The 19,869-nt window shown below is 71.8% G+C and carries 15 protein-coding genes; 6 read left to right on the top strand and 9 right to left on the bottom strand.

Annotation, left to right across the window (positions count from 1 at the left end; all coding sequences use genetic code 11):
- Positions 1-10: 10 nt before the first annotated feature.
- The 3 genes from ABFJ78_RS39110 (at position 11) to ABFJ78_RS39120 (ending at position 2,905) form a co-directional block, all read left to right on the top strand.
- The gene (locus tag ABFJ78_RS39110) at positions 11-937 is read left to right on the top strand and encodes an alpha/beta hydrolase family esterase (RefSeq protein WP_436392494.1); all 927 of its coding nucleotides are present in this window, start codon (positions 11-13) and stop codon (positions 935-937) included.
- A gap of 62 nt (positions 938-999) precedes the next feature.
- Positions 1,000-1,461 (top strand): HNH endonuclease, encoded by a 462-nt coding sequence (locus ABFJ78_RS39115; RefSeq protein WP_436392495.1) that lies wholly within the window; start codon positions 1,000-1,002, stop codon positions 1,459-1,461.
- 91 nt (positions 1,462-1,552) lie between these two features.
- Positions 1,553-2,905, top strand: a complete 1,353-nt coding sequence (locus ABFJ78_RS39120; protein WP_436392496.1) for a protein kinase domain-containing protein — start codon at positions 1,553-1,555, stop codon at positions 2,903-2,905.
- Here ABFJ78_RS39120 and ABFJ78_RS39125 read toward each other — a convergent pair.
- The 8 genes from ABFJ78_RS39125 to ABFJ78_RS39160 all read right to left on the bottom strand — a co-directional run bounded on the left by ABFJ78_RS39125 (position 2,902) and on the right by ABFJ78_RS39160 (position 14,928).
- The gene (locus ABFJ78_RS39125; RefSeq protein WP_436392497.1) at positions 2,902-4,725 is read right to left on the bottom strand and encodes a glycoside hydrolase family 5 protein; all 1,824 of its coding nucleotides are present in this window, start codon (positions 4,723-4,725) and stop codon (positions 2,902-2,904) included. The two genes, ABFJ78_RS39120 and ABFJ78_RS39125, sit on opposite strands and share 4 nt — an antisense overlap.
- An 88-nt stretch (positions 4,726-4,813) precedes the next feature.
- The gene (locus tag ABFJ78_RS39130; RefSeq protein WP_436392498.1) at positions 4,814-6,637 is read right to left on the bottom strand and encodes an exo-alpha-sialidase; all 1,824 of its coding nucleotides are present in this window, start codon (positions 6,635-6,637) and stop codon (positions 4,814-4,816) included.
- A 2-nt stretch (positions 6,638-6,639) separates the two neighbouring features.
- The gene (locus ABFJ78_RS39135; RefSeq protein ID WP_436392499.1) at positions 6,640-8,601 is read right to left on the bottom strand and encodes a beta-galactosidase; all 1,962 of its coding nucleotides are present in this window, start codon (positions 8,599-8,601) and stop codon (positions 6,640-6,642) included.
- Positions 8,601-9,524 carry a dihydrodipicolinate synthase family protein gene (locus ABFJ78_RS39140; RefSeq protein ID WP_436392500.1) on the bottom strand — a complete coding sequence of 308 codons (924 nt, stop codon included), beginning with the start codon at positions 9,522-9,524 and terminating at the stop codon, positions 8,601-8,603. The genes ABFJ78_RS39135 and ABFJ78_RS39140 overlap by 1 nt, the downstream gene beginning before the upstream one ends.
- Positions 9,524-10,462 carry an oligopeptide/dipeptide ABC transporter ATP-binding protein gene (locus tag ABFJ78_RS39145; RefSeq protein WP_436392501.1) on the bottom strand — a complete coding sequence of 313 codons (939 nt, stop codon included), beginning with the start codon at positions 10,460-10,462 and terminating at the stop codon, positions 9,524-9,526. Before ABFJ78_RS39145 ends, ABFJ78_RS39140 begins: the two co-directional genes overlap by 1 nt.
- Positions 10,459-12,360, bottom strand: coding sequence for a dipeptide/oligopeptide/nickel ABC transporter permease/ATP-binding protein (locus tag ABFJ78_RS39150; RefSeq protein ID WP_436392502.1), 1,902 nt, complete (start codon positions 12,358-12,360; stop codon positions 10,459-10,461). The genes ABFJ78_RS39145 and ABFJ78_RS39150 overlap by 4 nt, the downstream gene beginning before the upstream one ends.
- A complete protein-coding gene (locus ABFJ78_RS39155) occupies positions 12,357-13,316 on the bottom strand; it encodes an ABC transporter permease (protein ID WP_436392503.1) in 960 nt (319 codons plus the stop codon). Before ABFJ78_RS39155 ends, ABFJ78_RS39150 begins: the two co-directional genes overlap by 4 nt.
- Before the next feature lie 13 nt (positions 13,317-13,329).
- A complete protein-coding gene (locus ABFJ78_RS39160; protein WP_436392504.1) occupies positions 13,330-14,928 on the bottom strand; it encodes an ABC transporter substrate-binding protein in 1,599 nt (532 codons plus the stop codon).
- 142 nt (positions 14,929-15,070) lie between these two features.
- Here ABFJ78_RS39160 and ABFJ78_RS39165 point away from each other — a divergent pair, with 142 nt between their 5' ends.
- The 3 genes from ABFJ78_RS39165 (at position 15,071) to ABFJ78_RS39175 (ending at position 19,181) form a co-directional block, all read left to right on the top strand.
- Positions 15,071-15,811: a FadR/GntR family transcriptional regulator gene (locus ABFJ78_RS39165; RefSeq protein WP_436392505.1), complete on the top strand. Its 741-nt coding sequence runs from the start codon at positions 15,071-15,073 to the stop codon at positions 15,809-15,811.
- A 98-nt stretch (positions 15,812-15,909) separates the two neighbouring features.
- Positions 15,910-18,027 carry a hypothetical protein gene (locus tag ABFJ78_RS39170; protein ID WP_436392506.1) on the top strand — a complete coding sequence of 706 codons (2,118 nt, stop codon included), beginning with the start codon at positions 15,910-15,912 and terminating at the stop codon, positions 18,025-18,027.
- 14 nt (positions 18,028-18,041) lie between these two features.
- Entirely contained in the window at positions 18,042-19,181 is a 1,140-nt protein-coding gene (locus tag ABFJ78_RS39175) for a S53 family peptidase (protein WP_436392508.1), read from the top strand.
- 43 nt (positions 19,182-19,224) lie between these two features.
- Here ABFJ78_RS39175 and ABFJ78_RS39180 read toward each other — a convergent pair whose 3' ends face one another.
- The gene (locus ABFJ78_RS39180) at positions 19,225-19,869 is read right to left on the bottom strand and encodes a LuxR C-terminal-related transcriptional regulator (RefSeq protein ID WP_436392509.1); all 645 of its coding nucleotides are present in this window, start codon (positions 19,867-19,869) and stop codon (positions 19,225-19,227) included.

Here is a 19,869-nt window from a genome sequence, read left to right on the forward strand (position 1 = left end):
GGAGGATCGAGTGCCCGGACGCCTTCCCCGGTGGGCCGCCGCGTTCGCCGCGACCGCTGCCCTGACCACCGCCTTCGCCGCTCCCGCCGCCGCGGCGGGCGCCGTCGACCACCCGGTCCGCACCACCGGCTGCGGCCGCGCGGCCGGAGTCCCGGCCGGGGTGACGACGACGCGGCACGTCGTCTCCGGCGGCCTCGACCGCGAGTACACGGTCCACCTGCCGGCGCACTACAACCCGCACCGGGCCTACCCGCTGGTGCTGTCGTTCCACGGGCACAAGCGCACGTCGCAGTACCAGGAGGAGCTGTCGGGCTTCTCGGCGCTCGACGCGATCTCGGTGTACCCGCAGGGCCTGATCGGCACCGACGGCGAGTCGGCCTGGACCGGCGCGCCCTACTCGGCGGCCGCGGACGACGTCCTGTTCACCAGCGACCTGCTGAACTCGCTGCAGCGCACGCTCTGCGTCGACAACACCCGCATCTTCGCGGCCGGCAAGTCCAACGGCGGCGGGTTCGTGGGCGTGCTGGCCTGCCGGCTGGCCGGCCGGATCGCGGCGTTCGCCCCGGTGTCGGGCGCGTTCTACCCGCAGGGCGGCGCGTGCGACCCGAGCCGCCGCGTGCCGATCCTCGACTTCCACGGCACCGCCGACACGACGATCCCGTACACGGGCAACCCGGCCAAGGGCCTCCCGGCGATCCCGGACTGGCTGGCGGCGTGGTCCACAAGGGACGGTTGCTTCGCCGGGCCGGTGTCGTGGTCGCCGGTCGACGGCGTGGTCGTCCAGAAGTGGCTCGGTTGCGCGCTCGAGCACTACCGCGTCGAGGGCGCCGGGCACGTCTGGCCGAGCACTCAGCCGAACAACGACTCGGCCACCCCGACGGTCATCGACGCCACCCCGGTCATCTGGCGCTTCTTCCGCGCGCATCCGCTGCGCTGAAACCGATTGACGCACCTCTTTCCTCTCGGCGACGATTTTCGCCGAGAGGAAAGAGGTGCGTTGTGAAGGTTCTCGTCCTGAACGCCGGTTACGAGCCGCTGCAGACCGTGTCCGTGCCGCACGCCATCCGGATGCTGGTGCGGCACGTCGCGGAGATCCACGAGGCCGAGGACGGTCTCGCGTACGGGCTGTTCCCGCGCCCGAAGATCGTGCGGTTGCTGCGGTATGTCGTGATGAAGTGGCGATATACGCAGCCGCCCCGCTGGTCCCGCCGAGGAGTGCTGACGCGTGACGGTCACCGCTGCGCGTACTGCGGCGGCCGCGCCACGACGATCGACCACGTGACGCCGCTGAGCCGCGGCGGCGCCCGGACGTCGTGGCTGAACACGGTCGCCGCGTGCGGTGGGACGTCCCGCAGCTGCAACGCCCGCAAGGCGGACAAGCTGCCGTCGGAGGCGGGGATGAAGCTGCGGTTCACCCCGTACGTCCCGACGTGGGACCAGTTGCACGCACTCACCGCGTGAGGCGCCCGTCGGCGAGCCGGGCCGCCCGTCGTTAAGCTCGAACCGATCGTCCCCCGCGTCCGTGTGTTCCGGGGGAGGCCGGGAGGTCGTCGTGACCGACGAAGGACAGCTGATCGCCGGGCGGTACCGCCTTGCCGAACGGGTCGGCCAGGGCGCCATGGGTGTCGTCTGGCGGGCGCGCGACGAGCGGCTCGACCGCGTCGTCGCCGTCAAGCAGCTCGGGTACGACCCCGCCCTCGGGCAGGCCGCCGGTGAGCAGGCCGCCCAGCGCGCCCTGCGCGAGGCCCGGCTGACCGCGCGGCTGCGGCACCCGCACGCCGTCACCGTGCACGACGTCGTCGAGGAAGCCGGCGAGCCGTACCTCGTCATGGAGTACCTGCCCTCGCGCAGCCTCGCCGACGTCCTGCTCGACCGCGAGCGCCTGCCCGCCGACGAGGTCGCGCGCATCGGCGTGCAGGTCTCCTCCGCGCTGGCCGCCGCGCACGCCGAAGGCATCGTGCACCGGGACGTCACCCCCGCCAACGTCCTGCTCGCCGACGGCGGTCTCGCCAAGATCGCCGACTTCGGCATCTCGCGCGCCACCGGCGAAGGCACCGTGACCGGCGGCGGCTTCATCGCGGGCACCCCCGCCTACCTGTCCCCCGAAGTCGCCGGCGGCGGCGAAGCGGGCTTCCCGGCCGACGTGTTCTCCTTCGGCGCGACGCTCTACCGCGCCCTCGAAGGTCAGCCCCCGTTCGGCAACGACGACAACCCGATCGCCCTTCTGCTGCGGGTCGCCCGTGAGGAGCCGATCCCGCCGCAGCACAGCGGCCCCCTCGCCGAGGTGCTCGGCCGGCTCCTGCAGCGCGATCCCGCCCGGCGCCCGTCGATGGCCGAGGTCCAGGAACTGTTCGAAGCCGTCACCGAAGGCCGTGCGCTGCCGCCGCCCCGCCCCCGGCCCCGCACCGAGACCCGCTTGCTGCGCGTGCACCGCCCCCGCCGGCGGGTCGTGCTGGCCGGCGTCGCCGGAGCTGTCCTGCTCGCCGCCGGCGTGCTGATCGGGACCGCGCTCGTCCCGGACGCCACGCCGGTCGCCGCCCCGGCGACGACCTCGGCGGCCCCGCCGCCGACCACCGGCAGCAGCGCTCCGCCGGACCTGGGCTGCGCCGCCAATTACCAGGTGACGAACTCCTGGCCGGGCGGCTACCAGGTCGAGGTGACGGTCCGCAACGACCGCACGGACGACCTCACCGGCTGGAGCGTCCGCTGGTCCCTGCCGGGCGGCCACCGCATCACCGGCCTGTGGAACGGCAATTTCACGGTCGAGGGCGACACCGTCACGGTCGACAACGCGGCCTGGAACGCGAAGCTCGACGCGGGCGGCGCGACGACGTTCGGCTTCATCGCCCTCACCGGCAGCGGCAACGCCTTGAGCCGCCCGGAACTGACCTGCCGGACCGTCTAGGACCGGCAGAGCAGCGCGTCCGGCGTCCGGCTCGAACCGATCCGGCCGGTGTAGGCGACACCGGCGACGTACTCCCCCAGCGCGCACTGGCCCTTGTAGTTCCCCGTCGCGAAGTCGCCACCGAGGTCGCCGGCCGGCCGGTTGTCGCCGCGGTCGAACCACACTGTGCGGCCCGCGCGGCCCAGCGGCGTCGGAGACCGCCCGCACAGCACCGCCGAGAAGGCCGCGCCCTGGACGCTGTACCCGACGACCGCGTGGTCGGGCGGGCACTGCGTCTTCGTGTAGCCGGACGCCCAGTCGGTGTCGACGTACATCTCGTCCCGGACGACCACGTACCCGGCCGGAGCGGCGAGCGTCCCGGTGCACAGGCCCCGGTTCCCGGTGTGGGCCAGGCCGGCGAGCCGCTGGCCGTCGGGACAGACTCCCTTGCGAGCACCGGGGTTCCAGTCCGGTAGCGCGCGGACCTGGCGCGACTCCCGGAAGTCGGCGTAGTCGAGGTTCAGCATCGACCAGTGCTCGGCGGCCGGGATCTGCCCGGTCCGGGACGGCGCGGAGATCAGCCGCCGCCAGGCGGGGCCGCGCCAGTCCGTGCCGTCGAGCACGTCGATGCGCCGGCCCGCGGAGTCGTACCCGAGCAGAGCCCAGCCGTCGGTCCGGAAGCCCACCGCGGGCCAGTAGGCGAAGTCCGTGTCGGTCTCGGCCAGGTAGTTCACGAAGTTCTCGAAGAACGCGCGCGACGCCGGGTCGGTGGTGTTGCGGCCTTCGCCGAATTCGCTGATCCACAGCGGCGCGGTGTAGTGCTTGCCGGTGTCGGCCGAGACGAAGAACGCCTGCCGGTACAGGGTGTCCCGCAGTTCCTGGGTTGAGAGGTCGCGGTAGCGCGGGTCGTGCGTCTCGCCGATGCCGGTGGCGCCGGAGTGGTTGGGCCCGGTGTAGCCGTAGAAGTGCGCCGAATAGACGAGCTTGCCGGAGTCGACGAGCGTGTGCGACAGCGTCCGGGCGGGTTCCAGCGTGGGCCGGCCGTGCGGGAAGCCGTCGATCGGCAATCCGGTCCAGTTGATGCCCTCGACGAAGATGAGCAGGTCGCGGTTGGCCTCGGTGAGGATGCGGTCGGCGACCTGCTGGCTCGCGCGCTGCCAGTCGGTGCCGTTGCCCCAGCCCCAGTTCGGGTCGTCGAAGGTGTTGCGGCGGACTTCGTTGTACAGGTCGGCGCCGACGACCCGCTTGTTCGCGGCGTAGCGGCGCGCCATGAACAGCCAGTCGTCCTGCCACTGCTGCTCGGTCTGCGCGGTGTTCCAGCGCTCGTTGCCGTCGAGCCCGCAGCACCAGCGCGAGGTCGTGGTGTGGTTGTTGAGGATGACGGCGAACCCGCGCGCGGTCAGCCGGTCGACGACACGGTCGTAGACCTGCAGCGGCGTCAGGCCGCGCAGGTCCGGGTTGGCGGCCAGGTCCGGGACGGGCCGGGTGTCGTGGAGCATCGCGTTGGAGAACTGCAGCCGGACGCTGTTGAGGCCCAGCTGCGCGAGCCCGTCGATGACGGTGTCGATCGACGCGCGGTCCAGCCCGAGCGGGGTCTGGTAGGCGATCTCGCCGGCGTGGTGGTTCGCCGGATCGTTCACATCGCCGGAGCCGGTCCACGTGCCGCTCGCGCCGTGCCAGTTGGCGGCCTTCAGCTTGAACCGGTCGCCGTGCGCGTCGACGATGTACCGGCCGCGGGTGCTGAGCGGCCCGGTCCAGGACGGCGGATCCGCCGCGGCCACCGGAACCGCCAAGCCGGCGGTGGCGAGCAGGACGGTGAGCAGCGCACCGAAGATCCTCACGCGAGGAGTCAACCAACTCGCGGGCCGCCCGATAAGGGCCATAAGGAGGTCGTGAGTGGTAGTTCGGGAACTACCACTCACGACATCTTCACCCGTGCATACGGTCGAAGGGCAGCCGCAGCACCTGCCCCGCGGTCACCGGCGCGTTCCGCAGCCGGATCGCGTCGAGTTCCGACGTCGTCAAGGCCCGGCGGTAGAAGCGGACTTCGTCGAACGAGCCGTTCCAGCGGAACTGGTTGTCCAGCCGCTGCCCCAGCTGCAGCTGGAACGACACGATCCGGCTCACCGACCCCGCCGCCGCGGCCCCGGACGCGACCTGGACGCCGTCGACCCACAGCAGCAGCTTCCCGCCGGTCCGCTCCAGCGCCACGTGGTGCCAGGCCTGGTCGTCGTACGCCTGCGCGGAAGTGATCGACGCACTCCCCGCCGCCGTGGTCATCATCGCGATCAGCCGGTGGTTGGCCGGTTCGCCGCGCAGCCACAGCTGTGGCGCGGTCGTGCCCATCCCGCCCAGCCAGAACAGCACCTGGTTGCCCTTCGTGGCGCCGTACCGGAACCACCCCGTCCACGCGAGGTCGCCGTCACCCGGGGGCTGGGCCGGGTCGTACGGCACGCGGACGTAGTCGTCGACGCCGTCCAGCGTCACCGCCCCACCGAAGCGGCCGGCAGCAAGAGACGCTCCGCCGAGCACCCGCGCGTCGGCGTGCCCCGAAACGTCCGGTGTGGACGGTCCCGCGGAGTTGTGCCAGCCCAGATAGGACTCGTCGAAGCGCGCGAAGCGGATCTCGTCCCGCGCGTCGACCGCGCCGCCTTCGTACATCAGCCCGATCTTCGAGCCGCTGATCTGCACCAGGTCCGAGTATCCCGACCAGTCCGTCGTGATCAAAGTGCCCTCCTCGGCGTTTTCCCACGTCCGGCCGTTGTCGTAGGACGAGCGGATCATCATCCAGCGCCGCCGGTCGGTGTCCGACGGCGAGGAGAACAGCAGGCGGTTGCCGACGCGCAGCACCGCGCCCTGCACCATCGGCGTCACCAGGTCGGGGATGGTGGTGAAGGACCTGGTGAACGTCTCGCCGCCGTCGCGGCTGAGGGCGTAGTCGCGGTTGCCGATGTCGGTGCCGCCCTGCTCGCGACCGCCGGCGTAGATCGAACCGTCGGGCAATTCGACGACGGTGACTTCGGACGGCTTCTGCGTGTATGTCCCGCCGACCGGGTGCGGGTAGCTGTTCACCGCGCCGACGTGCCAGCTGCGCCCGCCGTCGTCGCTGTACACGAGCCCGGCGTGGTTCTCGATCGAGTGCGTGCCGTCACTGGTCTCCGCGTTGAAGCCGAACACGAGCCGTCCCGCATGGCGGCCGTGGGTCAGCTGGATGCCGTGCACCGGACCGGACGCGTACCAGGAGTCCCAGTCCGGCAGTTTCGCCTGCGCGCTGATGTCGACGGGCGCCGACCAGGTCAGGCCGTCGTCGTCGCTGTACTGCGAATGCGGCGTGCGCGGGCACGGGACGTCGCACGCCTTGTCGTCGGCACGCCCCTTGTTGTACGTCGTGATCAGCACGATCCGGCCGGTGCGGCTGTCCACGATGGGCACCGGGTTGCCGTGGGTGTCCCCGCCACCGCGGTTGACCACCTGCAGCGGCGACCACGTCTTCCCGCCGTCGGTGGAGCGCTTGAGCACGAGGTCGATGTCGCCGGTGTCGCCGCAGTTGTCGATGCGGCCTTCGGCGAAGGCCAGGAGGGTGCCGTGGGTGGACTTGACGATCGCCGGGATCCGGAAGCAGCTGTACCCGGGATCCTGCGCGGCTTTGAACAGGACTTGCTGGTCGAGCTGCGGCGCGGCCTGTGCCGGGCTCACCGCGAGCAGCGAGCCGGCCAGGGCCACGAGCGCGGCCCATCTCCCCAGTGTTCTCATTCTCATCCCTTCAGGACGGCGACACCTCGCGGGGCGAGCCGCACCTCGCGCACCGGCCGCGACGGGTCGGTCAGCAGGTCCGGCACGGCGCGGCGCAGGTCGACGGTGACCGGCTCGGTGCCGTGGTTGAGCAGGATCAGGTAAGCGCTTTCCCCGCCGTGCCGGACGACGGCCTGGACGCCGGGCGGGGTGGCCAGCACCGGCGCCACCCCGGCTTCGGCGGTGATGCGGCCGAACAGCGGCGCGAGATCGGGCCGGGTGCCGAGGTACCAGGCGACACCGTCGCCGAAGGCGTGCCGTGTGATCGCCGGACGCCCGGCCAGCTCCCCGGAAGCGAACGAAGCGACGGCTTCGGCACCCTCGGGTTCGATCCACTCCGCCCAGATGGTCCCGGAACCCGTTGTGCCGTCTGCGAAATCGAGATCGACCGGCCCATCCAGGGGCCAGAACTCGTCGACCCGCAGGCCGAGGATGTCCCGCAGCGGCGCGGGATGGCCGCCCAGGTACGCGCGGTCACAGCCGTCGACGATGCCGGAGAAGTACGACACCACGAGGTGCCCGCCACCCGCGACGTACGCGCGCAGGTTGTCGGCGGCCGCCGGCTCCAGGAGGTACAGGTTCGGGACGACCACCAGCTTGTACGGCGTGAGGTCCCGCGAAGGGTGGACGACGTCGCAGGTGACGTTGGCGTCGAACAGCGGGGCGTAGTGCGCGAGCTGCGTCTCCAGGTACTCCAGCTGAGCCGGGTGCGAGTCCAGTTCGAGACCCCACCAGCTCGGCCAGTCGTGCAGCAGGGCGACGTCGGCGCGCACGCGCGTCCCGGCCAGCTCCGGCACGCGAGCCAGCTCCTGCCCCAACGCGGCGGTCTCGCGGAACGTCCGGGTGTCGCGGCCGCCGTGCGGCACCATCGCCGAGTGGAACTTCTCGGCGCCGCCGCTGGTCTGGCGCCACTGGAAGAACAGGACGGCGTCCGCGCCCTGCGCGATGGCCTGCCAGCTGCCGAGCCGCATCGCCCCGGGTGGCTTGGGACTGTTGCGCGGCCGCCAGTTCACCGCGCTCGGCGCCTGTTCGAGCAGCAGCCACGGCTGGTCCTTCGTGGACCTGACCAGGTCGTAGGCGAACGCCGCCTCGACGTGGGCACGCGGGTCGTAGGGATCGGGGTAGGAGTCCAGGCTGACGACGTCCTCGTGCGGCGTCCACTGGTGCCAGTCGAGGGCTTTCTGGACCAGGCCGACGAAGTTGGTCGTGATCGGGACGTCCGGCGTGACGCGGCGCAGCACCCGCTCTTCGGTCAGGAAGCAACCGAGCGCGGCGTCGGAGGAGAACCGGTGGAAGTCCAGCTGCTGCGCCGGGTTCGGGAACGTCGGCGCCACCCGGGGTGGCAGGACTTCGTCCCAAGTGGAGTAGCGCTGGGACCAGAAGGTGGTCGTCCACGCCGCGTTGAGCGCCTCGATCGTGCCGTACCGGTCCTGCAGCCAGACACGGAAGTCCGACGCGGACTCGTCGCAGTAGCACGCCCGGATGTGACAGCCGAACTCGTTGCCGACGTGCCACATCGCCAAGGCAGGATGCCCGGCGTAGCGCGTCGCCAGCTCCGTGACCAGCCGGGCGGCGTGCGCGAGGTAGACGGGGCTCGACGGGCAGAACTGCTGCCGCGCCCCGGGCGAGAGCCGGACGCCGTCGGCGCGCACCGGCAGGATCTCCGGGTGCGCGTGGGTCAGCCACGGCGGCGGGGACGCGGTCATCGTCGCCAGGCACACCTTGATCCCGGCACCGGCGAGGCCGTCCATGACGGTGTCGAACCAGCCGAAGTCGTACTCCCCCGGCCGCGGTTCGACGCCGGCCCACGAGTAGATCCCCGCGGTCACCATCGTGACGCCCGCTTCGGCCATCAGCTTCAGGTCTTCCCGGCGGACGTCTTCGGGCCAGTGCTCGGGGTTGTAGTCGGCGCCGTAGTGGAGCATCAGAGCAGCCCCGCTTCGGCGAGCTTCTCCTTGATCCGCAGCAGTTCCTCGTCGTCGAGCGGGAGCTGCGGCGGGGCCATGACAGCGTTGTCGATGAACCCGCGCAGCTTCATCGCGGCCTTGAAGGCGCCGAGCCCGGCCGAGCCCCGGCCCATCCGGCTCGGCGGCGCCACGGCCGTGATCGAGAACAGCTTCAGCAGGCGTTCCTGCTCGCGCCGGGCCGCGGCGAGGTTGCCGGACTTGAAGTGGTCGTGGATGAGCACGTACCCGACCGGGTCGACGTTGCCGAGGCCCGGGACGGCGCCGTCGGCGCCCATCGCCAGGGCCGCGTCCACGACGAGTTCGGACCCGGTGAACACCGCGAAGGAGTCGAGGCCGCGGTCGCGCTTGCCGAGCAGCACCGCGCGGAAGGACGCCTCGTCGCCGCTGGAGTCCTTGAGCCCGGCGAGGACGCCGTCGGCGGCCAGGTCGAGCACCATCGGCCCGTCGAGCTTCGTGTGCACCGCGACCGGGATGTCGTAGGCGACGATCGGCAACGCCGTCCGTTCGTGCAGCAGCCGGAAGTGCCGGTCGACCTCGGCGACGTGGGTGCGCGTGTAGTACGGCGCGGTCACGACGACGGCGTCGGCCCCGGCGGCCTCGGCGACCTTGATGTGCTCGGCGACCCGCAGGGTCGTCATGTCGATACAGCCGACGAGCACCGGGACGCGGCCGGCGACCTGGTCGACCGTCGTCTCGACGACGACGCGGCGCTGGGCGTCAGGCAGGAAGGCGACCTCGCTGGAGGAGCCGAGGACGAAGACGCCGTGCACGCCGGCGTCGAGCTGGAACTCGACGTGGCGCCGCAGCGAGTCGGTGTCCACGGCGAAGTCGTCGGTCAACGGCGTGCACAACGGCGGGACGATTCCGGCGAACTTCGGCATCAGGCGCTCACTCCGGTCGGGATCTCGGGATGGATGCAGCGGTAGGTGTGCCCGCCCTCGGCCGCGGCGAGCGGCGGCAGCTCGGCCGCGCACTCGTCGGTGGCCTTCGGGCAGCGGGTGCGGAACGGGCAGCCGCTCGGCGGGTTCGTCGCCGACGGCACCGGGCCGGTCAGGACGATCGGCTCGACCGGGTGGAGCAGGCTGGGCGTCGCGGAGAACAGCGCCCGCGTGTACGGGTGGCGGGCCTGCGCCCCCACCGGCGCCTCCTCGACGATCCGGCCCAGGTACATCGTGACGATCCGGTCGCTCATCTTCGACACCGTCTGGATGTCGTGGGAGACGAACACCATCGCCAGCTCCAGCTGTTCGCGCAGGTCGAGCAGCAGGTTGAGGATCTGGGCGCGGACCGAGACGTCGAGGGCGGACGTCGGCTCGTCGGCGACCAGCAGCGCGGGCCGCAGCGCCAGCGCCCGAGCGATGGCGACGCGCTGGCGCTGGCCGCCCGACAGCTGGCCCGGCACGGCGTCGGCGACACTCGTCGGCAACCCGACCAGGGACATCAGCTCGCGGACGCGGTCGTCGCGCTCGGCCGGCGTCCCCGCTTTGTGCACGTCGAGGGGGTCGCGGATGATCTTGGCGACGGCGAGCCGCCGGTTCAGCGCGGTCGACGGGTCCTGGAAGACCATGCCGACCTCGCGCCCGGAGACGAGCGGCTCCCCGCGGAAGCGCACCGCTCCCGCGGTCGGCCGCTGCAGCCCGACGATCACCTTGGCCAGGGTCGACTTGCCGCAGCCGGACTCGCCGACGACGCCGATCGTCTCGCCCGGGTTCACCACGAGGTGGGCGTCGGTGAGGGCGTACACGCTCTGGTGGCCGAACAGGCCGCGGCCGCGGATCCTGTGGACGACGTGGACGCCGTCGACCTCGAGGAGGTTCACGCCGTCGCCTCCTTCTCGCGCGCGATGTCGACCGCCGGGAAGTGGCAGGCGACGAGGTGGTCGACCGGCTCGCCGAAGCGGACCGGCGTCTCTTCGTGGCACTTGGCGCGGGCCGCCGGGCAGCGGTCGGCGAACCGGCAGCCGGCCGGGAACTCGGCCGGGGCCGGGACGACGCCCTTGATCTGTGTGAGGCGGGCCTCGTTCTCCTCCAGCGACAGCACGGCGCTGAGCAGGCCGCGCGTGTAGTGGTGCCGGGGCGAGCCGACGACCTCGGCGGTCGCGCCCAGCTCGGCGACCTGGCCGCCGTACATGACGACGACCCGGTCGGCGATCTCGGACACCAGCGCGAGGTCGTGCGAGACGAGGACGAGCGCGAAGCCGAGTTCCTCCTGCAGTCGCAGCAGCAGCGCCATGATCTGGGCCTGCACGGTGACGTCGAGGGCCGTGGTGGGCTCGTCGGCGACGATCAGCTTCGGGTCCCGCGAGAGCGCCATCGCGATCAGCACGCGCTGGCGCTGACCGCCGGACAGCTCGTGCGGGTACGCGCGCAGCGTCCGCTCGGGGTCGAGGTTGACCAGTTCCAGGAGCTCGGCCGGGGTGCGGGTGCCGCCGCGGCGGGTGAACTGCTTGAGCTGGGCGCGGATGGTCATCGCCGGGTTGAGCGAGCTCAACGCGTCCTGGTAGATCATCGCGATGTCGTGGCCGAGGTGCCGGCGGCGTTCGCCCGGCCGCAGGGCCAGGAGGTCCCGCTGGGCGAACCGGATCTGCCCGGACACCCGGGCGGTCGGCGGCAGGCCGAGGATCGACAACGCCGTGAGCGTCTTGCCGCAGCCGGACTCGCCGATGAGCCCCAGGACCTCCCCGGCGCGGACGCTGAAGGACACGCCGTCGACGACGTCGACGCCTTCGTGGCGCCCGGGGAAGGCGATCCTCAGCCGGTCGACTTCCAGGACGGTTTCGCGGTGGTCGAGAGAACGGGCGGTGCGGGCGAGGCGTTCCCCCGCCTCCCGCAGCCCGGCGATCGGCAGGACGGGCGCGGTGTCGGCGTCGTCGCGGGCTTCGACGGCCTTCGCCACTTCGGCCGCCTTCACCGCGCGGGCCGACGGCGCCGCCCAGGCGTCGGAGATCCGCTCGGACAGGATGTTCAGCGCCAGCACCGTGACCAGGATCAGCAGGCCGGGGAACAGCGTCGCCCACCAGCCGCCGGTCAGGACCAGGTCCTTGCCGTCGGCGAGCACCGAGCCCCACGACGGGTCCGGCGGCTGGATGCCGGCGCCGATGAACGACAGCGACGCCTCGAACACGATCGCGTCGGCCACCGTGACCGTGCAGTAGACCAGCACCGGCGCGGCGCAGTTGACGGCGACGTGCCGGGTCAGCACGAAGAACCGTTTCGCTCCGATGACGTGCTCGGCCGCGACGTAGTCCTCGCCGTACTGGGCCAGCACGTTCGCCCGGATCACCCGCGCCACCGGGGGCATGTTGAGGAACCCGATGGCCAGGATCAGCACCAGGATGCCGTGGCCGAACACCGCGACCAGCACCGCCGCCAGGGCGATGCCCGGGAACGCCATGATGACGTCCAGGACGCGCATGATCACCGCGTCCACCCGGCGGTGCGAGGTCGCGGCGAACGCCCCGATCACCGCCCCCGACACGAGCGCGAGCGCCACCGCCCCCAGGCCGATGGCGAGCGACCAGCGCGTGCCGGCGACGAGCCGGGAGAAGATGTCCCGGCCCGAGGTGTCCGTGCCGAACCAGTGCGAGCCGCTGGGCCCGCCGGTGTCGGTGCTGAGCGCGTCCGGGCTGTGGGTCGCCACGAGCGTGCCGAGCACGGCGACCAGCACCAGGACGCCGAGGATCGCGAGAGCGGGCCAGGACCCGCGCAGCCGCCTCACGCGTGGCTCCGCAGGCGCGGGTTGGCGATCAGATAGAGGACGTCGACGATCAGGTTGACCAGGACGAACCCGAGGGCGATCGTGATGACGAACCCCTGCACCTTGGCGGTGTCGCCGTCCTTGACGGCCTGGATCATGTTCTGCCCCATCCCCGGCAGCGCGAACATCGTCTCGATCACGACCGCGCCGCCGAGCAGGTAGCCGACCCGCAGGCCGAGCACGGTCAGCGGGGTGACGAGCGCGTTGCGCAGCACGTTGCGCCCGACCACTACCACCGGCGGCAGGCCACCGCCGCGCGCGGTGCGGACGTAGTCCTTGTCCAGCTCCTCGACCATCGACGTCCGGATCACCCGGGTCAGCTGGGCGGCCACCGGGAGCGCCAGGGAGACCGCGGGCAGCGTCAGGGAGTTCAGCCAGCCGCCGAAGGAGTCCGCCGGGCTGACGTAGCCGCTGGTCGGGAACAGGCCCTGGTCCACGGCCAGCCACTGCACCAGCAGCAGCGCCACCCAGAACGCCGGCGCGGCGACCCCGGCCAGGGTGACCACGCGGATCACCTTGTCCGGCCAGCGATCGCGGAACAACGCCGACGTCACGCCCAGCACGAGCGATGTCACCAGCGCGATGGCCAGGCCGAGCAGGGTCAGCTGGACGGTCAGCGGCAGCGCGGTGGCGATGGTCTCGCCGACCGGCTGCTTGGTGATCACGCTGGTGCCGAAGTCGCCCTGCACCAGGTGCCAGACGAAGTGGACGTACTGCAGCGGCAGCGGGTCCAGCAGCCCGTTCTCGAGCCGGAACTGCTGGAGCTGCTCGGCGGTGGCGTTCGCGCCGTCGAACGCGGCCAGCGCCGGGTCGGTCGGCGCGAACCGCATCACGATGAACACGAACAGGATCACGCCGAGCAGCAGCGGGATCAGGGCGAGGATGCGGCTGAGCAGCATCCGGGCGACGACGGCCACGGGTGTTCTCCTCCTAGACCGGCTTGGCCTGGTTCAGGTAGATGCCCGGGTAGCCCTGGGCGCGCACGCCGGTGATCGCCTTCGGGTCCCAGGCCGTGCCGAGCTGGGTGAAGACCACCGGGTAGATGACGGCCTGCTCGGAGATCCGGTCCAGCAGCTGCTTGTTCAGCGCGGTCCGCTTGGCTTCGTCGGTCTCGGCCGCGGCCTGGTCCTGCAGGGCGAGCAGCGACTGGGCCTCGGCGCCGGTGAACCGGGCGTACTTGCTCGTGAGGATGGACTTGGCGTCGTAGTAGTACCGGATCATCAGGTCGGGGTCGTTGCCGAACTGCAGCGGGTTGTTCGTCGTCGCGACGACCTGGAAGTCCGCGCCCGCGTCCAGCTTCGAGAACAGCGCCTTGGTGTCCTGGGAGTCCAAAGTGGTCTGGACGCCGATCGCGTCCCAGCCCTCCTTGATCACCTTGACGCAGTCGGCGACCAGCGAGGTGTTCGTCGTGGACAGCGTAACCTTGAGGTTGCTCACGCCGGCCTCTTGCAGCAGCTGCTTGGCCTTCTCGGGGTTGTACACGAAGTCCTGCGAGGCGGGCTGCGACGACGGGAGCTTCGGGTTGATGAACGAGGTCCCGGGCGAGCCGGCGCCCTTCAGCCCGATGTCGATCATCTTCTGCTTGTCGATGGCGTAGTGCAGCGCCTGGCGCACGAGGTTCTTGTCGAACGGCGCGTGCGCGGTGTTGAAGAGCAGGAAGAGGTTGTTGCCGCCGTCGGCGAACTCGACCGTGCGGCCGGCCTTGCGGAGCTGGTCGGCGTTGGCGGCCGGGATGTTTTCGGCGATCTGCGCGTCCGGCTTGGCGCCGGAGATCGCGGCGACGCGCGGGGCGGAATCCACGATGGACTTCCACAGCATCTTGTCGTACGCGGCCGGGCGCGGGCCGTTGTAGTCGGCGAACTTCTCGAAGCTGGTGTGGCTCAGCGGCGCCTGCTCGACGACCTTGTACGGGCCGGAGCCGACGACCTTGCCGCCCTTGGCGTCGTCCCACTTGCCGTCGTAGACGTGCTTCGGGACGATCTTGCAGCACTGGATCCGCTGCAGCGCGTACGGGAAGGGGAACTTGAGGACGAACTCGACCGCGCGGTCGCCGGTCTTGCGGACCTCTTGGAGCCAATGCGAGAAGAAGCTGTGGATCAGCACGTTCTCCTTCTCGTCGAGCGCCCGGGCGTAGGTGAAGACGACGTCGTCGGCGGTGACAGGCTGCCCGTCGTGCCACTTGGCGCCGTCGCGCAGCTCGAACTTCAAACTGGTGCCGCTCGTGTCGGCGGGCAGCGCTTTCGCCAGGCCGGGGAAGGGCGCGCGGGTGATCGGGTCACCCTCCACGAGGGACTCGTAGCAGTGCAGGATCGCGGCCATCGAGAACGCGGACGCCGTCTGCAGCGGGTCCCACGTCTGATTGTTGCCGTAGCCGATCACGGCGGTCAGCGAGCCCGCCGAGCTGCCGGTCTTGTTGGTGGACGCCGGCCCGCCGCACGCGGCGAGGACGGTGGGGAACGCCAAGGCCGCCCCGGCGAAGGTGGTGTAGCGCAGCAACTGGCGGCGGCTGAGCGACGGGCTCTGGGACATCGCTGTCTCCTGCGGGCCTCGAACGGTAGGACATGGGACGTCCTATGACCGGCGTGAGCCTAGGATGGCTTCGCGTGCCGGTCAACCCTTCTGGACGTATGACGTAGGATGTCCTCTCACGACGCATCCGGGGAGGACAGCAGTGGCCCGTCCGCAGCGCAGCGAAGAGATCACCAAGCGCATCATCGACCTGATCGTCGAGCGGGAGCTCCCGCCGGGCGCGCCCATGCCCACCGAGCTCAGCCTGATGGAGGACATCGGCGTCAGCCGCAACTCCATCCGGGAGGCGATCAAGGCCCTGCAGGCCCTCGGCATCGTCGAGATCCGCCACGGCTACGGCACGTTCGTCGGCTCCGCCGGGTCGGAGTCGCTGCAGACGTGGCTGCTGTTCCGCACCCGCGCCCGCGGCGCCACCGACGTCGGGCGCCTGCGCGACCTCCTGGAGGTGCGGGAGATGCTCGAGACCGAGCTGACCCGCCGGGTCGCCACCGACCACCGGCCCGGCCTGGTCGAGGAGCTGCAGGCCTGCGTCACGCGGATGAAGCGCAAGGGCCCCGACGCGGCCGAGGCCGACCGCGAGTTCCACGACCTCATCTGCGCCGAGGCCGGGTTCGACCTCGCCCGCGAGCTCACCGGGTTGTTCTGGGACGTCTACCGGATCGCCGAGAGCGAGCTGGGCGGGCCGGCGTCGTCCCCGACGGCCACGGCGAAGCGGCACCAGGCCATCGTCGACGCGCTCCTGCTGCGCGACGCGGATGCCGCGGCCGAAGCCGTGCACCGGCACTTCGACGAGGTCCGCAAGCGCGCGAAAGCCGGTCCGTACGGGGGTTTCGGCGTCGCGCGGCCGGTTCCGGCCACGCACTCGGAGACTGTGCGTCGTTGAGCCGTTCGAGGTAATTCGGGGAAGATCGCGGCCCGGCCTCAACGGCCCGGGTGCCTGGCCCGTCGGTAGTGGTGATCAACCACCACACGGAGGTGCCAGTGCGAAGAACTTTGTCCGTCCTGGGGGTCGCGCTCGCCGGGCTCGTGGGACTCGCTCCCCCACCGGCCGGCGCCGCGGCGCCCCCGACGTCCGCCACCCTGATCACCGGCGAGCGCGTCAGCGTCCGGACCACCGCCGACGGCCGGTCCCTGTTCGACGTCCGGCCGGCCGCCGAGAAGGGCATGGCGCGGGCGCTGGTGCACCTGCGGCTCGGCGACCGCGACTACGAGGTCCCCGGCACCGCCCTGCCCTACCTCGGGCGCGGGCTGGACCTGAACCTGTTCGACGTCGGCGCGCTGCTGGCCGGCGCGCCGCTGCCCGCCGACCCGGCGACGTTCGGGCCCGCGCTGGCGAAGCAGTTCAAAGAGGACAACGCGCGCGGGCACTTCGGCGGGCAAGGGCTCTTCGCCGGCGGCGCTCGCTTCGCGCTCCCCGGAGCGCGTCCGGCCGTCCGGCCGCGTTCGGTGATGCGCACGGTGTCGGTCGACGCCACCGACATCGCCGGCCAGCCCGCAGACACCGGCGTCGCGTTCCTCTACAACACCGACGACGGGAACCTCCTCGACCCGAACGAGAGCCTCAACTACTTCTCGGGCGGCACGGCGAAGTTCAGCGTCCCCGACGGGAACTACAGCGCGCTCGGCTTGTTCTGGACCGCCGACACCGACGGCAACCCGACGGAAGTGCGCTTCAGCGCGCAGCCCGAGTTCGCGGTCAAGGCGGACAAGACCGTCCGCGTCGACGCTTCCCGCGCTTCGAGCACGCTGACCTGGGTGACGCCGCGGCCGGCGCTGCTCGACGACACCGGGTTCCTGTTCCGCCGGGCGGCCAAGACGGGGCCCGCGCTGCTCGTCGACTTCGACGCCGGGCCCGGCGTGCCGATCGCGGTGTCGCCGACGGCTGTCCCGGTGAAGACGGGCGCGCTGCAGACGTACCCGTACAGCAGGCTCGTGTCCCCGCCGGGTCCGGGCACGCCGTACGAATACGTGCTGCAGAAGGCGAGCACCGGCACGATTCCGCGGCAGCGGTACGTGATCACGGCGAAGGACGTCGCCGCGGTCGACTCGACCTACTTCAGCGAGTACTCGTCGCTGGGGTTGCGGCAGCGCAGCGGGATGTTCTCGTTCGAGGACGTCAGCGGCCGTGTCTCGCACCCGATCCAGCTGCCGCGCAAGCAGGTCGAGTACGTCTCGGCGGCGCCGGACCTGCGCTGGTTCGGCGGGTTCTCGAAGTACGTCCTGCCCGGGCCGTTCCCCGGCTGGGCCGGCGGCCAGTACGAGCCGTTCCACGCCTACCAGGGCGGTTCGGCGGTCACCGAGGAGTGGAACAAGTTTCCGCTCCACCCCTCGGGTGGCGTGGCGCTGCTGCCGCTGAACGACGGCACCGCGCCGGAGCAACCGGCTGCCACCCGCGCCGGTGACCTGCTGCGGCTGTCGGTCACGCCGTTCAGCGACAACCAGCCAGGGCACGCCGGCTTTGGCTTCTACGGCGAGGCTCGCGACACCGTCACCGGGCACTACGCGCTGACGCAGGACGGCACCACGATCGCCGAGGGCAACCCCGCCGGGATCACCGAACTCACGCTGGAGCAGCCGGTGGCGCCCGGGCCGTCGACCCTGGGGCTGACGGTCGACGCCGGGCGCACCGGGCCGATGTACCGCCAGAGCACCGCGACCCACACCGAGTGGACGTGGAAGTCGCAGCACGTCGAGGGCGCGGAGCTGCCGGCGGCGCTGGTCTGCGTGCGCCAAAAGGGCGGGGTCGACCGGTCGTGCGCCGTCGAGCCGATGCTGACCCTCGGGTACGCCGTCGGCGGGCTGCGGCCGGACGGCTCCACGGTGTCCGGGCCGCAGAGCCTCGACTTGAGCGTGGGGCACCTGCAGCAGAGCGTCGCCTCGCCCGTCACCGGCGCGACGGTCCAGTACTCGACCGACGGCACCACCTGGCTCGACGCGGCGGTCACCGCCCGCGGCGGCGGGGTCTTCCACGCGGACTTCACCGCGGTCACGGAGGCCTTCCGCGGCACGGACGTCTCGCTGCGCGTGACGGCGTCCGACGCGGCCGGGGCGACCGTGGCCGAGACGATCACCGCCGCCTACCACGTCTACCCGGCCTGAGGGGAGTGTCCACAGTGAACAGAAGATGGATCGGCGTGCTGGCCGCGGTGGTGGCGGTGGCCGGGTTCGCTCCGGCCGCGACCGCCGCACCGGCACCGCGCGCGGCGTGTCCCGAGCAGCCTGGGGCGGTGCGCTGCCTCACCACGTACACCCCGGGTGCGGTGCGCGCGCCGGCCGACGGCCCGGCCGGTTGGGGTGCCGACGACCTGGCGTCGGCGTACGGGCTGCCGGCCACGCCGGGTCCGGACACGGTCGTCGGCATCTCGATCGCCTACGACGCCCCGAACCTGGAGGCCGACCTGGCGGCGTACCGGGCGCAGTACGGCCTGCCGCCGTGCACGACGGCGAACGGCTGCTTCCGCAAGGTCAACCAGCAGGGTCTTTCCGCGCCGCTGCCGGAGCCGAGCTTCGGCTGGGCCCTGGAGTCCACTTTGGACGTCTCGATGGTGTCGGCGGCGTGCCCGTCGTGCCGGCTGCTGGTCGTCGAAGGGAACACGCCGAAATTCGCCGACTTGGCGGAGACGGAGGACACGGCGGTCCGCCTGGGCGCGACGGTGGTGTCGAACAGCTACGGCGCGCGTGAAGGCGGCGCGCCGCTGGCGTTCGCGAGCCACTACCAGCACCCGGGCGTGGCGGTGGTGGCCGCCTCCGGCGACTCGGGCTTCACCGCGGCGAGCTACCCGGCGGTCCTGGCGACGACGATCGCGGTCGGCGGGACGTCGCTGGCCCGCGACCCGTCGTCGGCTCGCGGCTGGACGGAGTCGGCGTGGCTGTACGGCGGCAGCGGTTGCTCGGCGTACATCGCGAAGCCGTCGTGGCAGAAGGACACCCACTGCGGCAAGCGAACGGTGGCGGACGTGGCCGCGGCGGCCGAGGACATCGCGATCCACTACGCGGACGCGGGCGGCTGGCTGCCGGTGAACGGCACGAGCGCGTCGGCGCCGTTCGTCGCGGGGCTGATCGGCCGGTCAGGGCGTGTCCCGGCACCGTCGGGCTGGTACGCGAACGCGTCCCGGTTCACGGACATCACGACGGGCCACAACGACCCGGCGGGCGCGGGCAAGAAGTGCGGCGGCGACTACCTGTGCGTCGCGGGACCGGGCTATGACGCCCCGACCGGGGTGGGAGTCCCCAACGGCCTGGCAGGCTTCTGACGTTGTCGTGAGTGGTAATTCGGGTTCTAACCCGAATTACCACTCACGACCCCGGCCGGCACAGTCCTCGCTCGTACGCCAGCAGCCCCGCTTCGGTCCGGTGCGTGCACCCCAGCTTCCGCACCACCTGGTCCACCAGGCCGCGCACCACCGGTTCCGCCACGCCCAGCCGCGTCGCGATCTCCGCGTTCGACAGCGCCGAGCCGATGCCGACCAGCACTTCCCGCTCCCGCGCGGACAGCCGGTCGACTCCCGCCAGCCGCTCGTCGCGCGGGCCGGACAGCCGGGTCGCGGCCGAGACCAGCCGGCGGGAGGCGTCCGGGGACAGCACCGCGTGCCCGTCGGCCGCCAGGCGGACCACCTTGATCAGCTCGTTGCGCCGGGCCGAGCGCAGCACGTACCCCGATGCCCCGTCGCGCAGCGCGCGCAGGATTCCGGCGTCGGAGTCGAACGTCACCAGCGCCAGCACCGCCGGGCGGCGGAACACCGGCCCCAGCGGGCCCAGCCGCAGGTCCAGCAGCACCACGTCCGGCAGCCGGCGGCGCAGCGCCGTCCGGGCCGACGGCGCGTCGGCGGCCGAGCCGATCAGCTCGATGCCGTCCACCTCGGCCAGCAGGGTGCCCAGCCGGGCCCGCACCGCCGGGTCGCGTTCGGCGAGCAGGACCCGGACCGGTGGCGGGGGCAGCAC

The sequence above is a fragment of the Amycolatopsis sp. MEPSY49 genome (assembly GCF_051337345.1).
In the GTDB taxonomy this organism is placed as follows: Bacteria; Actinomycetota; Actinomycetes; order Mycobacteriales; family Pseudonocardiaceae; genus Amycolatopsis.

Bases quoted from the DNA above. Each gene is read 5' to 3' on its own strand.
- ABFJ78_RS39130 (WP_436392498.1), bottom strand. From the start codon at position 6,637: ATGAGAACACTGGGGAGATGGGCCGCGCTCGTGGCCCTGGCCGGCTCG.
- ABFJ78_RS39160 (WP_436392504.1), bottom strand. From the start codon at position 14,928: ATGTCCCAGAGCCCGTCGCTCAGCCGCCGCCAGTTGCTGCGCTACACC.
- ABFJ78_RS39135 (WP_436392499.1), bottom strand. From the start codon at position 8,601: ATGCTCCACTACGGCGCCGACTACAACCCCGAGCACTGGCCCGAAGAC.
- ABFJ78_RS39140 (WP_436392500.1), bottom strand. From the start codon at position 9,524: ATGCCGAAGTTCGCCGGAATCGTCCCGCCGTTGTGCACGCCGTTGACC.